General features: G+C 45.7%; 16 protein-coding genes. 6 read left to right on the forward strand and 10 right to left on the reverse strand.

The genetic code is table 11. The features are described from left to right. Positions 1-15 precede the first annotated feature (15 nt). From L4C42_RS16000 to L4C42_RS16035, 8 genes are all read right to left on the reverse strand, one after another. Entirely contained in the window at positions 16-282 is a 267-nt protein-coding gene (locus L4C42_RS16000; RefSeq protein ID WP_353498162.1) for a hypothetical protein, read from the reverse strand. Between the two features lie 100 nt (positions 283-382). Beyond that, positions 383-991, reverse strand: a complete 609-nt coding sequence (gene cobO, locus L4C42_RS16005; protein WP_353498163.1) for a cob(I)yrinic acid a,c-diamide adenosyltransferase — start codon at positions 989-991, stop codon at positions 383-385. 162 nt (positions 992-1,153) lie between these two features. Continuing rightward, a complete protein-coding gene (locus tag L4C42_RS16010) occupies positions 1,154-1,636 on the reverse strand; it encodes an arginine repressor (protein ID WP_429761226.1) in 483 nt (160 codons plus the stop codon). A gap of 199 nt (positions 1,637-1,835) precedes the next feature. After that, positions 1,836-2,846 carry an ornithine carbamoyltransferase gene (locus L4C42_RS16015; RefSeq protein ID WP_353498165.1) on the reverse strand — a complete coding sequence of 337 codons (1,011 nt, stop codon included), beginning with the start codon at positions 2,844-2,846 and terminating at the stop codon, positions 1,836-1,838. An 82-nt stretch (positions 2,847-2,928) separates the two neighbouring features. After that, a complete protein-coding gene (arcC, locus tag L4C42_RS16020) occupies positions 2,929-3,840 on the reverse strand; it encodes a carbamate kinase (protein ID WP_353498166.1) in 912 nt (303 codons plus the stop codon). Positions 3,841-3,876: 36 nt separating this feature from the next. Continuing rightward, entirely contained in the window at positions 3,877-5,097 is a 1,221-nt protein-coding gene (gene arcA, locus L4C42_RS16025; protein ID WP_418641644.1) for an arginine deiminase, read from the reverse strand. Between the two features lie 549 nt (positions 5,098-5,646). Further along, positions 5,647-7,098: a YfcC family protein gene (locus L4C42_RS16030; RefSeq protein WP_353498168.1), complete on the reverse strand. Its 1,452-nt coding sequence runs from the start codon at positions 7,096-7,098 to the stop codon at positions 5,647-5,649. A 362-nt stretch (positions 7,099-7,460) separates the two neighbouring features. Beyond that, positions 7,461-8,090 carry a glutathione S-transferase family protein gene (locus tag L4C42_RS16035; RefSeq protein WP_353498169.1) on the reverse strand — a complete coding sequence of 210 codons (630 nt, stop codon included), beginning with the start codon at positions 8,088-8,090 and terminating at the stop codon, positions 7,461-7,463. Between the two features lie 415 nt (positions 8,091-8,505). Here L4C42_RS16035 and nikA point away from each other — a divergent pair, with 415 nt between their 5' ends. The 6 genes from nikA (at position 8,506) to L4C42_RS16065 (ending at position 14,851) form a co-directional block, all read left to right on the forward strand. Further along, on the forward strand, positions 8,506-10,092 hold the full coding sequence (nikA, locus tag L4C42_RS16040) for a nickel ABC transporter substrate-binding protein (RefSeq protein WP_353498170.1): 1,587 nt from the start codon (positions 8,506-8,508) through the stop codon (positions 10,090-10,092). Positions 10,093-10,199: 107 nt separating this feature from the next. Continuing rightward, positions 10,200-11,144, forward strand: a complete 945-nt coding sequence (opp1B, locus tag L4C42_RS16045) for a nickel/cobalt ABC transporter permease (RefSeq protein WP_353498171.1) — start codon at positions 10,200-10,202, stop codon at positions 11,142-11,144. Continuing rightward, positions 11,141-11,965 carry a nickel/cobalt ABC transporter permease gene (opp1C, locus tag L4C42_RS16050; protein ID WP_353498172.1) on the forward strand — a complete coding sequence of 275 codons (825 nt, stop codon included), beginning with the start codon at positions 11,141-11,143 and terminating at the stop codon, positions 11,963-11,965. The genes opp1B and opp1C overlap by 4 nt, the downstream gene beginning before the upstream one ends. Beyond that, a complete protein-coding gene (locus tag L4C42_RS16055) occupies positions 11,965-12,774 on the forward strand; it encodes an ABC transporter ATP-binding protein (protein WP_429761230.1) in 810 nt (269 codons plus the stop codon). The genes opp1C and L4C42_RS16055 overlap by 1 nt, the downstream gene beginning before the upstream one ends. Further along, positions 12,768-13,550 carry an ABC transporter ATP-binding protein gene (locus L4C42_RS16060; protein ID WP_353498174.1) on the forward strand — a complete coding sequence of 261 codons (783 nt, stop codon included), beginning with the start codon at positions 12,768-12,770 and terminating at the stop codon, positions 13,548-13,550. The genes L4C42_RS16055 and L4C42_RS16060 overlap by 7 nt, the downstream gene beginning before the upstream one ends. Then, positions 13,547-14,851, forward strand: coding sequence for an MATE family efflux transporter (locus L4C42_RS16065; RefSeq protein ID WP_353498175.1), 1,305 nt, complete (start codon positions 13,547-13,549; stop codon positions 14,849-14,851). The genes L4C42_RS16060 and L4C42_RS16065 overlap by 4 nt, the downstream gene beginning before the upstream one ends. 155 nt (positions 14,852-15,006) lie before the next feature. On the opposite strand, the gene L4C42_RS16070 is transcribed toward L4C42_RS16065, so the two are convergent. Beyond that, positions 15,007-16,677: an ABC transporter permease gene (locus L4C42_RS16070; protein ID WP_353498176.1), complete on the reverse strand. Its 1,671-nt coding sequence runs from the start codon at positions 16,675-16,677 to the stop codon at positions 15,007-15,009. Between the two features lie 64 nt (positions 16,678-16,741). After that, positions 16,742-17,704: an extracellular solute-binding protein gene (locus L4C42_RS16075; RefSeq protein ID WP_353498177.1), complete on the reverse strand. Its 963-nt coding sequence runs from the start codon at positions 17,702-17,704 to the stop codon at positions 16,742-16,744. Position 17,705 lies beyond the last annotated feature (1 nt).

The raw sequence follows: 17,705 nt of genomic DNA on the forward strand, positions 1-17,705 counted from the left end.
CTTATCGGTATGTGGTTACCAGTGTAGGTCGAGATCTTGTTCTGTCTCGACGATGGTTTCCCATTGGGTAATCAACTCAGCAACTGTTGCCATGTCGACCATTTTGCTATCGATCGCACCATCGGGTCTGCGAATGGTTAGCGATATGCTTGATGGCTCTGTGCTGGGTTCAACGTCGTCCCAACACTCTGTGGAGTCCTGCATGCTTTGTATTGGTCCCCATCCTAGGACAAACTGATGCTCGCTCGTATGCATCCAAAGGGTCAGAGTACAACTTTCCATAAAACTCTCCGTGTTAATGTTATGTTGCATTTGTGTTTAATTTAAACGAAATGCAAACCATTGTCATGCACGAATTATCCTATTTTGTACCCCATATGAGTTACCAATCAACACCTTTAAGTGCTTTCACACCAGATTCAAAGGCGTGTTTAACGTTTTTCACTTCGGAAACGGTGTCCGCCATTTCAATCAGTGTTCGATGCGCGGCGCGTCCGGTGATAATGACTGACTGCATAGCAGGGCGCTTATTAAGTGCCTCGACGACTTCATCAAGCTCAATATAACCATAACTCACCATGTAGGTCAGTTCGTCAAATAGGACGACATCAATAGACTCATCTTGCAGCATACGCTTGCACTCTTGCCAGACGCCTTGAGCCGCTTCAGTATCCGCAGCTTTGTTTTGGGTTTCCCAAGTAAAGCCCGTCGCCATCACCTGAAATTCAACACCAAGCTTTTCGAGTAGGTTACGCTCACCGTTGTCCCATGTCCCTTTGATAAACTGTGCCACTGCACACTTTTTGCCGTGTCCAACGGCGCGTGCGACTGTGCCAAACCCTGATGTCGATTTTCCTTTACCGTTTCCGGTGATGATCAGTAGCAGGCCTTTCTCAATTTGAGCATTGGCGATTTTCTGATCGACATTCTCTTTGACTTTCTGTTGGCGCTCTTTATGACGCTGCTGCTTAGACTCTTCCGACATTGACATAGGGGTTCCTCAAATTTGTTGTGTCTAAGCTCCATCATAAAGCAAACCCAAAAGAAAAAAACGGGATAAATCCTAAGGGATTATCCCGTTTTATGTACTGGTTTGATTTTGCGTTTTGCCTTTTATCCTTTGTCTTTTCCCCTTTGCTTCTTAGTAAAGGTGCTATGCACCTAATCGCGCTCGCACGACTTGCTCACAGCGATCGACATCTTTGACATGTTTTGGCACCACTAAAATGGTGTCGTTGCCTCCGATAGTTGCGAGGATGTCGGCGTGTGGGTCGATATCGATGAGTCTCGCTATCAATTGTGCACTACCAGGGTGGGTCTTGATCACCACCAACGATTGATTGTTAGTGATGAGTTCGATTTGAGAAGAGATAGAAGATTCAACGCGAACCGAGCTGCTTTCTGAGGTTAAGCAGTACGCTTTTTTGCCACAAGCATTTTGCATTTTGACAACGCCAAGCTGGGCAAGAAGGCGTGAGACTGTAGATTGGCTGATCCCATGGTAGCCAAGAGCGACAAGGGCTTGCCTAAGTTTGTTCTGGGTTGTGAAGCTTTGTTGTTGCAGCAGATTTTTGCACACTTCGGTGAGTTTTTTCTCATCGACAGTAGGGTTGTCTAAATCAGGAGTGTCGTACATGTTTCACCTACTAAATAGTAAAACTCATCCTTGAGGTGGTTTTATGTGTTGTTATTTATTATTAATAGCAACTCATACACTATCAAATTGTGAAAAAGTAAAATATATGCCCATTTCTCATTTTGACTGCAGGTTATTGTTTAATCACTCAAAAGCGAGAGAAACCCCTCGCTTTTGTTCGTGCTATAGAATAAGTGGATTATTGACCTAATGTCGCCACCATAACGGCTTTGATGGTGTGCATTCGATTCTCTGCTTCATCAAACACGATAGAGTATGGAGACTCAACCACTTCATCGGTCACTTCACACCCTTGTGATAGCTCTGGGTAGTCAGCGGCTAGGCCTTTACCCACGATGGTATCTTCACCATGGAAGGCTGGTAGACAGTGCATAAACTTCACGTTTGGATTGCCCGTCGCCTTAATCACATCCATATTGACTTGGTAAGGCAGCATTAGCTTGATGCGCTCTGCCCAAGCCTCTTTGGCTTCACCCATGGACACCCATACGTCGGTGTACAGGAAGTCACAGCCTTGCACGCCTTCTTGCACGTCTTCGGTTAGGACAATCTTCGCCCCTGTGTCTGCTGCGATGGTTTGGCATTGCTCAATCAGAGACGCTTCAGGCCAGAATGCTTTTGGCGCTACAAGGCGGATTTCCATACCCATTTTTGCCGCACCTACCATGAGTGAGTTACCCATGTTATTGCGCGCATCACCAAGGTACGCGAAGGTAATCGCACTTAGTGGTTTGTTCGGAGAATGCTCCATCATAGTCATAAAGTCAGCCAGAATTTGAGTTGGGTGGAACTCATCGGTTAGGCCATTCCAAACAGGCACGCCAGCGTACTGACCTAATTCTTCAACGATTGATTGACCATACCCGCGATACTCGATGCCGTCGTACATTCTGCCCAATACACGAGCGGTATCTTTCATCGATTCTTTGTGGCCAATCTGAGAACCGGTAGGACCAAGATAGGAGACTTGCGCGCCTTGATCGAATGCTGCAACTTCAAACGCGCAGCGGGTGCGAGTCGACGTTTTTTCGAAGATAAGCGCGATGTTTTTACCTTTAAGGCGTGGCTGCTCATATCCGTTGTACTTGGCTTTTTTTAGCTCAATGGACAGCTCTAACAAATGACCGATTTCGCGAGGCGTGAAATCAAGGAGTTTTAGGAAGTTACGATTACGAAGATTGAAAGCCATAATAGTGTCCTTTTCTGTCTTAGCGGTGGCTCATACCGCTTAAATTGAGCCAGCGCGTCATATCATTGTGATGGAATGTGAATTAACGTTTGGTAATAACTGTGCCTGCATTGCCTTCTAGGATGCGAAGGCCGTCTTCTAATGAGCCAATGCCAACCATTTTTCCGCCTTGCTGAATGAACTCACAAGAGGCGTCAATTTTTGGCCCCATTGAGCCAGCATCAAACTGATACTGGGAAAGCTCTGCTGGTGTCGTGGCGTGCAGTGGACGCTGCGTTGGTTGACCCCAATCGAGGTACACCGCATCGGCGTCAGTCAAAATCAACAGACGATCTGCGTTGAGCTGCTTCGCTAGGAAGGCAGCTGACATGTCCTTGTCTATCACCGCTTCTACGCCAACCAACTTGCCCTCTTTGCGCGTAACCGGAATACCGCCGCCGCCAGTACAGATTACTAAGTGACCTTGTTCTATCAACGAAGTAATCGCTTCATGTTCAATAATGCCTGTTGGCTGAGGGCTTGGTACCACACGTCGGAAATGCTGTCCGTCTGGTTTAATCGTCCAGTGATATTTCTCAGCGAGTTCGCAAGCTTCTTGCTTCTCATAGATCGGACCAATCGGCTTAGTCGGATTTTGAAACGCGGGGTCTTTCGGATCGACCGTCATTTGAGTCAGCATGCAGGTGACGTTTCTATCCGGCATTTGGTTTTTGAACTCTTGCATCAACATGTAGCCGATCATGCCTTGCGTTTCGCTGCCAAGTACGTCGAGTGGGTACGGGTTGACCTTTTTGTACTCCAGTCCTTGCAGCGCCAGTAAACCAACTTGAGGGCCATTTCCATGCACCAATACGACATTATATTGCTCAGCAATTTTAGCGATGGTGTTAACCGCGACTTCAATATTGTGTCTTTGTACTTCCGCTTCGAGTGGCTCGCCTCTTTTTAGCAGTGCGTTACCGCCAAGAGCGACGACAATGGTTTGTTTTTTCATAGTCTTTATCCAGAGCATTTGAGTCTTTGGGAATGGTTAAATACCATCACGTTCAATAGGACAGCTCATGCAGCGAGCGCCGCCACGGCCACGGCCAAGTTCATCACCTGGGATGGGCAGTACAGTGATACCGGCTTTGTCGTATTTCTCATTGGTGTAGGTATTGCGCTCGTAGCCAATGACCACACCTGGCTTCACGGTAAGTACATTGTTGGCATCGTTCCACTGCTCCCGTTCGGCTTCAAAGTTATCGCCACCGGTAGTAATAAGATTGAGCTTGTCGACTTGCAGCGCTTTTTCGATAGTTGAGATGTACGAGCTTTGCTGAGCGGCTTTGACGCGACCAGATTCATCACCGGTTAAACTCCAGCACTTCACATCATCTGGAATCACATTCGGATAGACCGAGAAAGTATCTTCACGCATGTGTGTCATCACGGTATCGAGATGCATGCAAGAGCGATCTTTTGGAAGCTCTAATGCGATCACTTGTTTTGCCTCGCCATGTTTAAACAGACTAGACGCTAAGTGCTCAACGCCCTGCGGAGTGGTGCGTTCAGACATACCAATCAGAACGGCGCCTTTACCAATGACCAGCACATCACCTCCTTCGATAGTCGAGTGGTCATACGCCAAAGGTTCATCACCGAAGTACTTAATAAAATCTTGACAAGCGAACGTTGGATGCCAGCGGTAAATTGCACGAAGATGGTTGGTTTCGCGTTGACGGGCGACTTTCGCCATCGGGTTAATTGACACGCCGCCATATACCCAGCATGAGGTATCGCGGGTAAACAGATGGTTCGGTAGTGGGTCGATAATGAAGTCGTTCTTTTTGTACAGTGATTGCAGCATTGAAGATGATTCAAGTGACATTTCACCGAAAGACAGACCGCCAGTAAGCACTTTCGCGAGCTCAAGGTTTGGCAGGTCGCCTAAGTAGCATCTCACATCATTCGCGAAGGTTGCGCCATAGCGAAAATCGGATACTTGGGTGTTTAGCAGCCAATCTTTCGCCTCTGGAATCGCTAGTGTTTCTGCGAGCAAGTGAGTCAGTAGTAAGACCTCAACGCCCTGGGATTCTAGCGTTTTTGCAAACACGTCATGTTCTTCGCCGGCTTTCTCGACAGCAAGCACATCATCGAAAAGGAGCTGGTGGCAGTTTGATGGAGTTAAGTGTGTGAGAGCACGGCGTGGACGGTGAATTAACACGCGACGTAGCTGACCAACTTCAGAACCAACATAGAGTTTATTCATAATCAAGTCTCTCTAATATTTATTAAAACTCATCGAGTTTTATGTAGGGTATTTATTATTAGCTTCGCTGTGGTGGTTATAATATGAAGCAAAATATTCAAGCCGTATTAGATCACGATCACACATATTATCGCTGCAAACTATTGTTATTTGAGGGTGCTGTTAACAATATCTATTCGGAATAAGTTGAATAGACAATGGGTTAAAATAGGACTTTTATGGGAATAATATGCAGGCTTTCTTGCCAAGATAGTGAATTGTTCAAGGATGGAAGAAATTAAATTCGCATTAGTTTATTTAATGGTGGTGGCTAATGCGACAAAATATGCATCGCCCTCTACTAGTTAGTGGTTTTTCTCACGTCAAAACGCCATTTGTTAACAGGATTTCAATCAAATATGTGATTCATATCACTGTTTAGTCTCAACCCAAGACCCAAGACCCAAGACCCAAGACCCAAGAGTCCAGAGCCTAGAACCTTGAGCCGGGTTTAATACAATAAAGCCCGCTGACAGGCAGCGGGCAACACATTGGGGTAATTGAGTTTAGTTAGCCGAGTAGGGTACCTAGGCTTAACATGACGACGCAGAACACGGTTAGAATTGCCATAAGCGGTGCGACCCACTTGAGCCATCGCGCATAAGGAACTCGCGCTATCGCGAGGCCTCCCATGACCACTGCCGAGGTTGGGGTGATGAGATTGACCAGCCCAGACGCCGATTGATAGGCAGTAATAACCAGATCTCGTCCAACACCTGCAAAGTCACCCAGTGGCGCCATAATTGGCATGGTGAGTACCGCAAGCCCTGACGTTGACGGCACCAAGAAGGACAATAGAATTTCTAAGAAGAACATGACGTTAATAAACACCACGGATGAGAGCCCGGTAACGATATGTTCGGCGGAGTTCAGTATGGTATCGGTGATCATGCCTCTATCCATCACCACTACAATACCTCGCGCAATACCGATAATCAGTGCCACGCCCAACAAATCGCGTGCTCCTTCAATGAAGTTATCGATAAAGGATTCTTCACTCATCTTAGCGACGAGACCAACCAAAATTGATGCGGCCAGGAACATGGCTGAAATTTCGGCCATCCACCATCCAGCAACCGATACGCCATAAATCATCACAGCAAATGAGCCACCGAAAATGGTGAGAATGACTTTACGGGTAGCGGTGAACTCTAGCGATTCATCGCCTTTATTGCCAAGGAAGTGTGCTTTATTTTCTTCGTACTTATCGTAAACAATGGATTTGGTTGGATCGGCTTTGACCATCTTGGCATAGCGCATCACATAAGCAACGCAAATTACCCAGCCAACAACCAACATCGCCAGACGCAACATAATGCCCTCAGTAAAAGGTATGCCGGAGGCGTTAGCTGCGATGACCGTTGCGAATGGATTAATGGTTGAGCCCAGAACGCCGATACCAGCGCCAAGCAAAATAGTCGCTGCGGCTACTAAGGGGTCAAATCGCGCAGCCATCATGACCGGCACCAGCAAGGTATAAAATGGCAGCGACTCTTCCGCCATGCCATACACAGTACCGCCAGCGGCAAACAGCGCCATGAGGATGGGGATCATTAACTCTTCTCGCCCTTCAAGGCGGCGAGTAACGCGTTCGATACCGGCATCAATCGCGCCGGTTGCGGTGACAAGACCTAAGAAACCACCAATGACGAGCACAAATAGCGATACATCGATAGCACCAGCTTCATAGCTGTTGTGGTCGTAAAAGCCGTCAATCGGTGCAAGTAGCACATCAATAGGGGTTTGTGGATTGCTTTCTACACTGGCGTAGGTGCCAGCAACTGGGACTTCTCGACCTAGGTCTTCATTCATTTCCCGCTCATATTGGCCGGCAGGAATGATCCAGGTCATCAGTGCCACGATGGCGATCAGCGCAAATAATATGGTGTAGGCAGAAGGGAACTTGAAACGAGTAAAAAAGCCGCCAGACTTTTTCGGTTCTTGGACGACGTGGGCGGTCATAGCATTCTCCTTAGCAGGAAGTGCTTTCTTCCCGCTTAGCTGTACGTTTAACGTTCAATTACCACATTGAAGCTATAAGAATTACTAATCTAAGTAGTGGCTAAAAAGTACTATGGATAGGCGGAAATAACTTTAGACTTGCTCACAAAAAACCATCGGTAAAAATAACGACAGTTTTTTGTGGGGATATTAAATTCGAAGGGATGAAAAAATATGGGGTGACGTAGTTGATAGACTATTACGTCACCCATTAATACGGATATTTATGCAAGAAATCGATATTTATGCAAATTGTTAATTTGTTGATGTTGGTCAATAAATAACTCGGTTTAGAATATTCACTATATCGACCATTAATGCGTTTAAGCGCTTGATTTGTCGTATTGAGCTTCAAGCTCTGCGGCTTTTTGCGCGGCAGGACGCTGTTGAAGCGTCGCGAGATAAGCGGCCAATGCAGGATAGTCGCCAAGAAGCTCTAGCTGAGCAGCCACCTCGACAATCCAAGACAACAGAATATCAGCTGCGGTAAATTGCCTGCCAACCAACCAAGTATTGGCTGTTAGGTGATCGTTGAGGTACCTCAAGATCAGCGCCAACTCTTGTTTACTGTAGCCATCGAGAAAGCGTGTTTCAGTGCCGTCAATCTTTAGGAAGTAGTGGAGTAAAAGCGGCAACGCAGCTGAGCTTTCTGCGAAGTGCAGCCACTGTAAGTAAAGCGGATACTCCGCTGAATCTTGCGCTGGTGCAAGAGAGGCGGAAGAAAAACGCTGCGCCAAATACTCGGTAATGGCACCGGATTCCGCCAACACTTGGCCATTTTCTTCGATAACCGGTGACTTACCCAGCGGATGAATCGCTTTGAGCTCTGCTGGTGCTAAATTGGTCACCGCGTCACGTTGGTACGCTTTTACTTGGTAAGGAACATTAAGTTCTTCAAGTAGCCAGATAATACGTTTAGAGCGTGATTTGTTGAGGTGATGGAGAGTAATCATGAGTCGCTAACCTCTTGCGTTATGAGTTTGTGTATCCGTTTGTTTACGTAGCACACTAGCAATCTGGAAGTTAAATTGTGAACAATTATTGCTGCTGAGTGCTTGCATGACTTTATGGTGATGAGCTCTTTCGCATCATTGATTTCTGATTTATCGATAAAAAAAATGTTGCAGTTGTGACTGCTAAGCGCAAGTTATGTATTGCAGATGCAAATCGTTTTCAATTACCTTCTCATTAAGGTTAACTTGATCCAGATTAAAAAATTAGACTAAGCGTGCTGTAAAATTTGTATGTAAGTAGACACATCGTGTCGCCAATACTTTGCATCTTAGAACGCCGAGAATACCGTCATTTCAAATCTCTTGGATGCGACAAGATAGCCCTGTTACAACATTAGGACTTAAGGTTTCGTTTATGCCATTAAAAAAATTTATCACCGTTAGCGCGGTCGTCATATCCGCCATTCTCCCGATTCAAAGTACGCATGCTCAGGAAAGCACTCTGACGCTGGCAAACTATCGAGATATTCGTGACCTTAACCCACATCTGTACGGTGGTGAGATTTTCGCGCAAAACCTGATTTTTGAGGGTTTGGTTCACCTCGGTGAAAATGGTGTCTTAGAGCCATGGTTGGCGACAAGCTGGAGTACGTCCGAAGACGGCAAAATCTATACCTTTAAACTACGAGACGACGTGACGTTTTCTGACGGTACTAAGTTTGATGCTAGTGTTGTTAAAGCAAACTTTGATGCTTTGCTGGATAACGCAAACCGTCACACTTGGTTGGAATCTATCCGCCTGATGGTAGAAGTTGAAAAGTCTGGTAAAGAGAGTGTTCGCATCGTTGACAGCAACACGGTTGAAGTTGAGTTTGCTGAGTCCTACTACCCATTTCTCGTTGAACTCGGTGTGACACGTCCGTTCCGTTTTCTTTCTCCGAAATGCTTCAAAGATGGCGCGACGAAAAACGGAACTAGCTGTTATGTGGGAACAGGTAGCTACGTCCTAACAGATAACGTGGTCGATCAGCGTGCGACGTTTGAACGCAACGCAAATTACTGGGGTCAGATACCTCAAGTTGACAAGATCATCGCGAAAGTGATTCCTGACAACCAATCACGCTTGCTGTCACTGCGCAGTGGGGAAGTGGATATGGTTTACGGCCTGCAATTAATCAGCGCGCAATCATTCAAGCAATTTGAGAAAGATCCGCGCTTTGGCACGACGCTTTCAGAGCCTGTTTCGACCCGAATGCTGATTCTGAATTCGACCAGAGAAAATCTAAGTGATACCCGAGTACGTCAAGCGCTTACTCATCTAACCAACAAAGCGATCATTGCCGAACGTATCATGCTAGGTTTGGAAAAGCCGGCCGACACGCTATTGGCAAACAACGTTCCTTACGCAGATATCGACTTGACACCGTATCAGTATGACGTTGCACAAGCCGAGAAGCTGTTGGATGAAGCTGGTTGGAAGAAAGATGGCAAAGTACGCAAGCTAAACGGCAAGCCTTTCGAGATTACACTTTCCTACGACAGTGACAAAGTTGTGGAACGCACGATTGCACAGTATTTGCAAAGTGAATGGTCTAAAGTGGGCTTGAAAATGAAACTCGTTGGTGAGGAAGAGCAGGCTCACCGTGATCGTTTGAAACATGGTGACTTTGATCTTTCGTTCAATATCTCTTGGGGTACCCCTTATGATCCGCAGTCTTTTCTTGGCGGTATGCGTAAACCCGTTTACGGTGACTATGAAGCGCAACAAGGTATCCCTGAGAAACAAGAGATCGATAGTCGCATCCTTGAAGCACTAGAGTCAATTGACGAGACAGAACGTCAATCCCATTACAGCTACGTACTAAAAACGCTGCATGAGCAAGCAATCTACATTCCAATCAGTTATGAACAAAACCGCACCATTTTCAACAAACGTGTAGAAGGCGTCAGCTTTAATCCGTCTCAGTTTGAGATTCCGTTACAACGCATGTCTGTTAAGTAACCTTATTGCTAAAGCGACTTAACCCGTTACACCTGTGACGACTGACACTCAGATTTGAGTGTCAGTCTTTTTGTTTTCTGATTAACCAAAGTCGAGAAAGTATCTGCATGGCAAAATACATATTAAAGCGGCTACTAAGTGCAATTGTGACACTTTTCTTTGTCTCGTTTATCGCGTTTGCTTTAGTCAATATCATCCCCGCAGACCCTGCGGAAGTCGCATTGCGAGTGAATGATACGACACCAAGTCCTGAAGCGATTGAAGAAATTCGCTTAGAGCTTGGCTTGGATAAACCCTTTCTAGTTCGTTATGTAAATTGGTTAGGGGCATCATTACAAGGCGATTTTGGCGCATCCTACACCAATACTAACCGTTTAGTTTCTGACGAACTCGCTCGTAGCTTTCCACACACGTTAAAGCTAGCTGGACTGTCATTGATCTTGTTGGTGTGTGTGAGTATTCCAATGGGTGTGCTAAGTGCTGTTTACAAAGACCATTGGTTTGATCGTATTGTACGTGTGTTCATTTTTGCCAGCACAGCAATGCCAAACTTTTGGCTTGCATTCATTTTGATTTGGTTGTTCTCGATTTACATGTACTGGCTACCCAGTAGCGGTGCGTCGACATTTAGTCATTTTATTTTACCTTCGATTACCTTGTGTATGGCGTATGTGGCGACGTATATCCGCCTAATCCGAAATTCAATGTTGGATTCAATGAATCACAACTATGTGGTCTACGCACGAGCCCGAGGGATTGCTGAGTATCGTGTAGTTTGGAAGCATCTTCTCAAAAATTCTTTGCAAACCTCTATGACGGCACTGGGTATCGGAGTCGTACGACTTATCGCCGGGACAGTGGTGATAGAGAGTATTTTTGCGATTCCCGGTTTGGGCAGGCTTGCGTTAGCCGCCATTTTTAATCGTGATTATCCAATTATTCAGGCGTACATATTAGCGATGGGTAGCTTATTTGTTGTCTCTAATTTGCTCATCGATATATTACATACCGTCGTAGACCCTCGTTTGAAGTCAGGAGGTAAACACCAATGATGCAACGTCTCTTGGGCAACAAGACGGTGATCGTTTGTTTGCTTATTCTCTCCGTCATTTGTTTGATGGGGGCATTTGCGCCGTTTATTGCACCGCATGACCCAAACTTAGCGGATGTCATTAATACACTCATGCCTATGTCGGCAGAGTATCCGCTTGGTACCGACCATCTAGGTCGCTGTGTTTACTCACGTCTACTGTTTGGTGTGCGTACGACCCTTTATTACTCCTTATTAACCATGATTATCACGGCATTTGTCGGTGGTTTCATTGGCGTTGTTTCGGGGTATGTTCGAGGAAAGGTCGATGCAGTCATCATGCGCGGCTGTGAAGTTATGCTGTCGTTTCCGTATGAAATTATCGTATTGAGCATTGTTGGTATTATGGGACCCGGCATTACCAACATCATTGTAGCGAACTTCATTGCCAAAATTGCATGGTATGTGCGCATCGTTCGCAGCTCAGTCATCTCATTCAACCATCAAAATTACATTCTGTATTCGAGAACGGTAAAAACACCGCAAAGCTTTGTTTTCCGTAAGCACTTAGCACCTAACGTTGCTGCTGAAGTCATCATTCTTGCAACCTTGGATCTAGGGTGGATCATTTTAAGTATTTCAACCCTGTCTTTCTTGGGGCTTGGTATTCAGCCACCAACACCAGAATGGGGAGCGATGCTTAGTGATGCAAAAGAGGTTTTGTTCTCAAACCCCGAGCAAATGCTGATTCCCGGCGCAGCGATTATGGTGGTGGTTGCGTGTTGTAACTTGCTGGGGGACTCGCTTAGAGACGTGTTAGACCCAAAAACGGAGCAGCGTTGATGTTAGAACTAAACAATCTTACCGTCGCAATTGAGAGACCAGTACATCGAGAGTTGGTTTCCAATGTGAGTTTTACCCTCAAAGAAGATCAGTGCTTAGGTATTTTAGGTGAATCAGGTAGTGGCAAGAGTCTAACCTGCAACGCGATTAACGGCTTGTTGGGTGAGCAGTTCTCTATTGCTGGTGAAGCAAAATTTGATGACCAAGATCTATTCACCATGACACCAAAACAGCGTCGTCAAATGCGTGGAGAGACAATTTCGATGATCATGCAAAGTCCAATGACGGCCTTCAATCCACTATTCACCATCGGCAATCAGGCGATTGAGACGATTCAGCAGCATTCGGCTATGAGTCGTAAAGAAGCTACGGAGTTGTTCTGCGATGTGTTAACTCGAGTGAACCTAAAGTCTGTTCAATCTTTGCTGAAAAAGTATCCCCATGAGCTCAGTGGCGGAATGTTGCAACGTATCATGGTAGCGCTTGCCTTAGTGTTAAAACCTAAGTTGATCATTGCCGATGAACCGACAACGGCCATTGACTACATTTCTCAACGTGAAGTGATCAAAGAGTTGCAATTTGTTCGTGAACAATTTGGTACCAGCCTCATTTTTGTCAGTCATGATTTGAGTTTAGTGTCGCACATCGCTGATAACGTTATGGTGATGAATCAAGGAAGAGTGGTGGAGTATGGTGATACTAAGCAAGTATTTACTCACCCACAAAGTGAGCATACTCATTACTTAGTTGATACGCGCATGGCATTAATTAATCGCTTTAAGTCAGTAATGGAGAGTCAGCCATGTTGATTGATGTTCAAAATGTCACCAAGGCTTTTAAAAGCGATGATAGTTGGTTGTTCTCGAGTTATCAGCAGGTGCTTAACGGCGTCTCGATCACGGTGAATGAAGGGGAATGTGTTGGTATAGTCGGTGAGTCGGGCAGTGGGAAAAGTACGCTAGGTAAAGTCCTTCTGGGCTTGGAAATAGCGGACAGTGGTGAGGTAGTGTTGGGGCAAGCCATTGAAGGCTTGCCAACCCACAAAGCCATCAGTGTGGTTTTTCAAGATTACAATACGTCAGTGAATCCGCGCTTGACGGTTCGGGAAATCATTAATGAACCCCTAATAACAGAGAGCATAAGCAAAGCACAGCGCGAAGCTATGCTCGTGGAACTCCTCGAAGAAGTCGGGCTTAAGCCTGAAATGCTAGACCGTTATCCTCATCAGCTTAGTGGCGGGCAACTGCAACGAGTGTGTATTGCTCGCGCTATTGCACCCAATCCAAAGTTTATCTTACTCGATGAGGCGGTAAGTTCGCTTGACGTTTCCGTCCAGGTTCAAATACTCGATCTTCTACAGAAGCTAAAGAAACAACGCAATATTTCCTATTTGTTTATTACCCACGATATTGCTGTCGCGAGCTTTCTATGTGATCGCCTGATGTTTTTTAAAGGTGGACGAATTGTTGAGCATGTTGAGGACATGCGTGACTTAAAACACGTTCGAGACCCCTACACCAAAGAATTACTGGAAGCGGCAGGATATCTAGAGATCCCTTTTGAAGCTGAGATGAATCAACAATGAATTTGACACATAAAGACTATTTTAAGATTGCATTCCCATTTATTGTGTCGACGGTCACCCAGCCTCTATTGGGAGCGGTTGATACAGCGGTCATTGGTAAGTTAGGTGTTGCAGAGCTTATTGGTGGCGTAGCCATCGGAACGGTCATCATGAACACGTTATATTGGTTGTTTGGTTTTTTCCGAGTGAGTACGACAGGTCAAAGCGCTATTGCTCTGGGCAAAAACAATCAAACAGAGCAAGCTAGCAGTTTATTACGTCCCTTGGTGCTCGCATTATTTGTGGGTTTGAGCTTTGTTTTTATGCAGTCTTTGATTTGGCTCGGGGCTGAGTGGGTCATTTCCCCAGAGCCGGTCGTTGGAGAGAATGCCAAGATCTATTTTGACATTATGATCTACGGCGCTCCTTTCGTTCTGCTTAACTACACCATCATCGGATGGTTAATGGGTCAGGCGAAAGCGAAGGAGACCTTGTTCACCCAAGTATTTGGCAACGTGCTAAACATTATTTTAGATCTGGTGTTTGTACTCTACTTTGATATGGGGATAGCGGGAGTCGCTATTGCCACTCTTATTGCTCAAATCACCACCTTTGTTATTGGTGCTGTCCTCGTTCTCAAAACGTGCCAGTTCTCGCTGCTTGACTACGTTCGCACCACAAAAATGTCGCGTAAGGATCTGAGTGTCATTGTTTTCTCAAACCTTGATTTGTTGCTCCGCACGGTCTGCATACTGGTGTTTTTTAACATGATGGCTCGTGTTGGTTCACAGTTGGGAGCCGATGTACTGGCAGCGAATGCAATATTGATGCAAGTCACCTTCATTGCCAGCTACTTGTTTGACGGCGTGGCGAATGCATCCAGTGTTTTTGCCGGCAAGTCTGTGGGACAAAAAAATCCCCAACTGCTTAGCCGTGTTATCAAACTGAATGTCCAGTGGACTACTGGCTTTGTCATTGTATTATCGCTACTTTTGGTCGTGTTTAAACAGCAGTTGGTGATGCTCTTCACCACTCTACCAGAACTAGTTGAGATCTATTCAACAATGAGCCCGTGGCTCATTGTGTTCCCGCTGGTGGCAGGCTACGGACTGACTTTTTATGGCATTTTCACTGGAACAGGGACGACTAGACCGGTGCGCAATTCAACTTTCGCGACACTGTTGGTCTTTTTAATTGTTCAGTTTGTTGGTGTTCGGTACTGGGGCAATCACGGACTATGGCTGGCTTTTACACTGTTTTATTTGGGACGCTTCATTTTTCTCTATCCATATATGAATCAAGTAAAACAAAAGTGCCAATAATCTGTTGAGACGTTCAAATATGCCCCTTGGGCATATTTGAACGTGTTCCCTTAAAGTAAAAATTTATACTGTGACTGTTCTTTTAGTAGACGTTGAATTCTAAATCAGACTCTTATCAAAATTAACTGCACACATTTCATGGTAGATGCAAAGAATTATCGCTCTCTGTGTCGAGATTCTATTACCTTTAAGCCAGCCAGCATGGATACCGTTACAGAAACGACCACTAATGCCATCGCCATTGCTAAGCTGGTGTTGCCCTGGTCAAACTCACTAAAAATAAAGGTTGCGCTGGTTTCAAAGCCGGGCGGTTTCACCATGAGAGAGCCAACCAATTCACGTTGACCGATGATAAAACTCATTGCCCAGCCTGCTATTACCCCGGGTAGAATTAGTGGCAGTGTAACTCGACTAAATCGATAGAATTCAGAAGCACCTGATACCTTAGCAGCATCGTCAAGACTGCTGCTGATTTGCTCTGCAGCCGACTTTACATACTGCACTGTATAGGGAAGGAACAGAACAACATACGTGATGATCAGCATCCCTTTGGTGTTGTAAAGAGGAAAGGGGTTACTTGGTGAGTTCCAGAATAGAATCAAACCAAAGACAACAACGATCCCCGGCACCGTATTGGACAATAAGCTCGCAAAGTCGATGACTTTCGTTAGGTGGGATTGTCCACACACCACCGTCAATCCATACCAAATCCCGAGTGCAGTACAGATGGTCGCGGCATATAGACTAAGCTGAATACTATTTAGCAACGCGGAAAACGCCTCGCTGTCGAAGCTAAAGACTTGCGCGAAGTGTCTAAAGGTTAAGTTATCCCAGCTAAGTCCAAATCCCGCTAAATCGATGAGTGCGGTGGCGGTTATTGAGAAATAGGGAATACCAATTGATAACGCAAGTATAAAAGCGATGACCAACCAACAAGCGCTGCGTTGCCAAGGCGATAACGCAATAATTCTTAGTTTGTTCCCCTTGCCCGAAATGAGCTGGTATTGGTAATTGTTCGAGATATAGAGCTGTCCCATCCACATCAACATACTTGTTGTTAGCAAGACCAAAGAGAGCACCGATGCTTTTACGAAATCTATCGGCCAAGTCGAGGTAAAGCGGTGGATTTCCGTTGTCAGCACGTAATAGCCTATCTGCTTACCCAAAGTTGCTGGCGTGCCGAATTCTGAAATTGTTTTGACGAATACCAGTAATGCCCCCATTAGGTAGCCTGAAATCAACAGCGGCAAGAAAACTTTGACAAGGATTCTTAGCTTGGATGCACCATATATGATTGCCGCTTCTTCAACACTAGCATTGATTCTCAACAAGCTATTTTTGATAACTAAGTACATGAATGGGAAAAGCGACAGGCTCATTATTAACACCATGCCAGCCAATGAGAAGAAGCCAGTCTGTAATCCCGCCAAGCCAGGTAATAACTGCTCTAGATAACCCCTCGGGCGCATAAAAATCATCCACCCCATAGAGTCGATAAACGGTGGAGTCATGAATGGGATCAAGATGACGATATCTAGCCATTTATGGTGACCGATCTCTGTTTTAGCTGTAATCCATGCCAAAGGGGCTGCAAACAATGTTGCAACGATGGTGACTAAAAAAGCGAGTTGAATAGAGTTCCAAAGCACACCGAGTGTGTAGCTATCAACAAGTTGTCGAAATAAAGATGTCAGGTGCCAATGCCCATCTTGGTAGGCGCTATTGATAAGAATCGTACCCATTGGCATTAGCACTAAGATAATGAGGCTTAGCAACGCCAATAACGTGGGTTTATTGAATGTATCTTGGGATTGGAGTGTGTTCATAGAGATCTGATATAAAGCGAGGCGGCGGTAAAAGAGGAGAGGTTAACCCTCTCCTTGAGGTGGGTTAGCGAAACATCGCGCTAAACTTCTTAGTGACGTTTGCTTGATTTTCAAACATCCAATTCCAGTCATAATCCAGTTGCTTAATCTCAGCGTAGTCTGGGCGAGATGGATCCGCTTTTACATCACTACGACCAGGTAGCAGCAAGTTCTTAGCAACAATGTTCTGTGCACGTTCAGTCAGCAGGTAGTTAACAAATACCTCTGCTTGTGGTTTATTTTCGCTAGATTCAAGCACCATGACTGGTCTTGGTGCGATTACAGTGCCCTCAGCCGGGTAGATAACCTGGATTGGATTTCCTTTGGCCTTTTCGCCGTATCCCATGTAATCGACGCCAGCCAGTACGACACTTTTCGAGCCATTAACCACTTGGTTCAGTGCCGGACGGTTTGCACCATTAACATCGATATCGTTTTCTTGCCATGCATTGAATAGTGTCCATGCTTTGTCCGCATCATTAGCTATGACACCAGAGATAAAATCCAAAGCAGAGCCTGATTCAGTTGGGTCAGGAATAACGACTTGTCCTGCCCAGTTGTCTTCAGTGTAAGTTGTGAGTGATGCTGGGGCATCTTTCACCAGACGGGTATTGTAGGTAATCCCTAAAGCCGAGCCTGAATACGCGAACAGCTGATTGTTACCATTCCATCCATCATGCAGTTTATCTGCGTTTTCTGGAGTAAAGGTATGTAAAAGCCCTTCGCTCTGAAGACCCATTGCCGCTGGCCAAGAGGCTAAAATAACCACATCTGCGACCGGGCGAGCTTCTTCCGCTTTTAATCGGCCCAAGATTCGTCCAGTCGTTGCTTGGTAGACTTGAACTTTGTTGCCCGAGACTTTTTCAAAGTCTTTTATTAGCTGGTTTGCTAGTCCTTTAGGGCCTGCGGTATAGAGCGTGAGATCTGCAGCGGCAACCGCGCCCGACACAAGTCCAAGGGCGAGAGCTAGTACGGATAGGTTTTTCATC

Origin of the sequence: Vibrio wakamikoensis, assembly GCF_050337275.1 — a bacterium.
Lineage (GTDB): Bacteria > Pseudomonadota > Gammaproteobacteria > Enterobacterales > Vibrionaceae > Vibrio > Vibrio chaetopteri.